Genomic DNA, 3,294 nt, shown 5'->3' with positions numbered 1-3,294 from the left:
CGACTACGGACTCGCCGCCGTCAGGGCGAGGAGTACGGAGGCCGCGGCGGCGAGTCCGTAGTCGTTGCGGTCGAAGGCCGCGGTGTAGGCGTACATGTTCGGCGTCCAGGTGGAGGTGACGGCGGAGCCGGTGCCCTTGTTGAGGATGAGCGGCTCGGTGAAGAGCTGGAGGGAGCCGATGATCGTGAAGAGCCCGACCATCGCGAGCGAGGCCTTGACCAGCGGGACCTTGATGGCGAAGGCGATGCGCCAGGCGCCGGCGCCGTCGACGGTGGCCGCTTCGATGACGGAGCGGTCGATGGCCTGGAGGGCGGCGTAGAAGATGACCATGTTGTAGCCGAGCCACTCCCACAGGGCGATGTTGACGACGGACGGCAGGGTGCCCTCGGGGGAGAAGAAGTCGAAGCCGATGCCGCCCGCGTCCATGGCCTGCACGACCGGGCTGAGCTGGGGCGTGTAGAGGTAGACCCAGATCAGGGCGGCGATGATGCCGGGGACGGCGTGCGGCAGGAAGAGCGCGAGTTGGAAGAAGCGGCGGGCGCGGGCGAGCGCCGAGTCGAGCAGGAGGGCGAGGCCGAGGGCCCCGGCGAGCAGCAGCGGGATGTAGAGCAGGCAGTACCCGAGCAGAACGCCGAAGCCCTCCAGGAAGGCCCGGTCACCCAGCGCCGCGGTGTAGTTGTCGAGGCCGGTGAAGACGGTCTCGGTGCCGCCGAAGCCCAGTCCGGACTGCTTCTCGGTGAAGAGGCTGAGCCAGACCGCGTATCCGATCGGCACCACCATCACCGCGGTGAACAGGACGAAGAAGGGGGTCAGCAGAAGCGTGGCGGCGCGGGTGCGGGCCTTCACCGGGTCAGCCCTCGACCTTCAGGCCGCGCTTGGTGAGTTCGGCGACGGTGGCGTCGTGGCCGGCCTTGACGGCGTCGGCGATGGACGGGCCGCCCTTGGCGATCTTGCCGAAGCGGTCCTTGATCGCGGTGTTGGTGGTGCCGGTGGTCGGGCCCCAGGACCAGTTGGGGTTGATGGAGGCGCCGGCGGCCTCGAAGAGGGCGTAGATGTCCTGGCCGCCGTAGAAGCTCGCGTCGAAGGCCTTCTTGGCGACGGGGCGGAGGCCGGCGGCGGCCGGGAAGGCGCTGGAGGTGCCGGAGGCGATGCGGGCCTTGATGCCGGCCTCGGTGGTGGACATCCACTTGGCGAAGGTGACGGCCGCGGCCTTCTGCCTGCTGTCCTTGGTCACGGCGAAGGAGGTGCCGCCGAGCATGCCGCTGGCGGGCTTGCCGTCCCAGGTGGGGATGGGGGCGACGGCCCACTTGCCGCTCATCTCGGGCACGTTGCCCTTGAGGACGCCCGCGCCCCAGGAGGCGCCGAGGTAGCCGACGGTGGTGCCGTTCTTGAGGGAGCCGACCCACTCGGGGCTGAAGGAGGCGTCCTTGTGGACGAGGTCGGCGTCGAGGAGGCCCTGCCAGTAGGAGGCGACCTTGCTGGTGGCCGGGTCGGTGGTGTCGATCTTCCAGGTGTCGTTCTCGGCCTTGAACCACTGGGCACCGGCCTGCCAGGCCATGGCCTCGAAGGTGGTCGGGTCGTCGGGGAAGAAGGTGGCGATGCGGGCCTTGGCGTCGGCCTTCTTGACCTGCTCGGCGGCCTTCTCGAAGGCGTCCCAGGTGGTGGGGACCGCCACCTTGTACTTGGCGAAGAGGTCCTTGCGGTAGAAGAAGGCCTGCGGGGCGGCGTCGAAGGGGACGGCCCAGGACTTCCCGCCGAGGGTGGTGAGTTCGACGGACTGCGGGAGGAGCTTGCCGCGGTCGGCCTCGGTGAACTGGTCGCCGATGTCCTGGAGGGCGCCGGAACTCACGAACTCGGGGAGCGAGGAGTACTCGATGGACACCAGGTCGGGGGCGTTGCCCGCCTTCACGGCGTTGGAGATCTTGGCGTAGCCGCCGGCGGTGCCGGAGGGGATCTCCTCGAACTTCACCTGGATGTCGGTGTGGGAGGCGTTGAAGGCGTCCACGACGTCCTTGGAGCCCTTGGCCCAGCCCCAGAAGGTGATGGTCACGGGGCCGTTCGGCTTGCTTGCGGTGTCGTCACCGCCGCCGCCGCAGGCCGTGAGGACGGCCAGGGCGGTGGCGGTGCCGGCTATGACGCGGGACGTTCTGCTCCAAGTACGGGTCACGGCACGGCTCCTGAGGGCGGGGCGGCTGGAGGTTGTGGCCGTGATCCTGTGACCGTTCATGACCGAAGTCAAGAGCGAAAGATTGATTGATCGAAAAAAGATCAGATCGAAAGGGTGGTGCGATCAGCCGGCGGGCGTCGTGCGCGCGCCGCAGGAGTCCCGGACCCGCAGCCACGGCAGCAGGCTCAGATGGCGTCGCGCCGCCTCCTCGTCGGGGGCCTCCGTGAGCCGCTCCACCAGGAGTTCCGTGGCGTGCCGCCCCACCTGCCGCTTCGGCGGGGCGACCGCCGTCAGCGGGGTGTCGGCGAGGGCGGCGACCTCGTCGTCGTACGCGATCACGGCCAGGTCCTGCGGCACCCGCACGCCCAGCTCGGCCAGGCGCTGCACGATCTCGATCGCGTCCACGTCGTTGTGGACCAGGACCGCGCTCGCCAGGCCCGAGCCGACGGCCTCGTGCACCGCCCGCACCGCCCGCTCGAAGCCCTCCGGGTCCGCCTCCGCCGGTACGGACTCGATGACCGGGCGCGGCTCCTTCAGGCCGAGCGTCCCCAGCGCCTCGGCGTAGCCCGCGCGCACCGCGAACGCGGTCGGGGAGTCCCGGCGGGCCACCAGGAGCGGCGTCGCGTGGCCGAGGGAGAGGAGGTGGCGCAGGGCGAGCAGCACGCCGTGGGCGTGGTCGGAGGCGACCCGGTCCAGGCCGTCGAGCGGGCTGCCGGGCGCGGCGCGGCGCTCCAGGAGCACGGCCGGCACGGGCAGCTCGGCCAGCCAGTCCCCGTACGCGAGCCGGTCCTCGGGCAGCCCGCGCCAGCCGGGCGCGACGAGGACGCCCTCGGCGCCCGCCGCGAGGAGGCCCTCGGTGCGGGCCCGGTCCTCCTCCGGCCGGTAGTCGGAGATCCGCAGCACGAGCCGCGCCCCGGCGCGGGCCGCCGCCTCGTGCGCCCCCCGGATGACCTCGGCGAAGTAGTACGTGGCGGAGGGCACGAGCAGGCCGAGGACCAGGCCCTCGCCGGAGCGTCCGCCGCCGGGGCCGCCCTGCCGCTCCGGCCAGGACACCTGGCCGTGCACCCGGTCGAGCAGGCCCCGGCCGGCCAGGACCTCGACGTCCCGGCGGGCGGTGACGGGGGAGA

3 protein-coding genes are annotated in these 3,294 nt (G+C 71.6%); all 3 read right to left on the bottom strand.

The genetic code is table 11. From position 1 onward, the window contains the following. Positions 1–3: 3 nt before the first annotated feature. Positions 4–846, bottom strand: coding sequence for a carbohydrate ABC transporter permease (locus tag CCN56_RS34570; RefSeq protein ID WP_086831759.1), 843 nt, complete (start codon positions 844–846; stop codon positions 4–6). Between the two features lie 4 nt (positions 847–850). Then, positions 851–2,167, bottom strand: a complete 1,317-nt coding sequence (locus tag CCN56_RS34565) for an ABC transporter substrate-binding protein (protein ID WP_086831758.1) — start codon at positions 2,165–2,167, stop codon at positions 851–853. Between the two features lie 123 nt (positions 2,168–2,290). Then, positions 2,291–3,294: substrate-binding domain-containing protein (locus tag CCN56_RS34560; RefSeq protein WP_086831757.1), on the bottom strand; the 1,004-nt coding region annotated here is incomplete at its 5' end.

This window comes from Streptomyces sp. NRRL B-24572 (genome assembly GCF_002156145.1).
Lineage (GTDB): Bacteria > Actinomycetota > Actinomycetes > Streptomycetales > Streptomycetaceae > Streptomyces > Streptomyces vietnamensis.
This window is presented reverse-complemented; position numbering and strand designations above follow the sequence as displayed.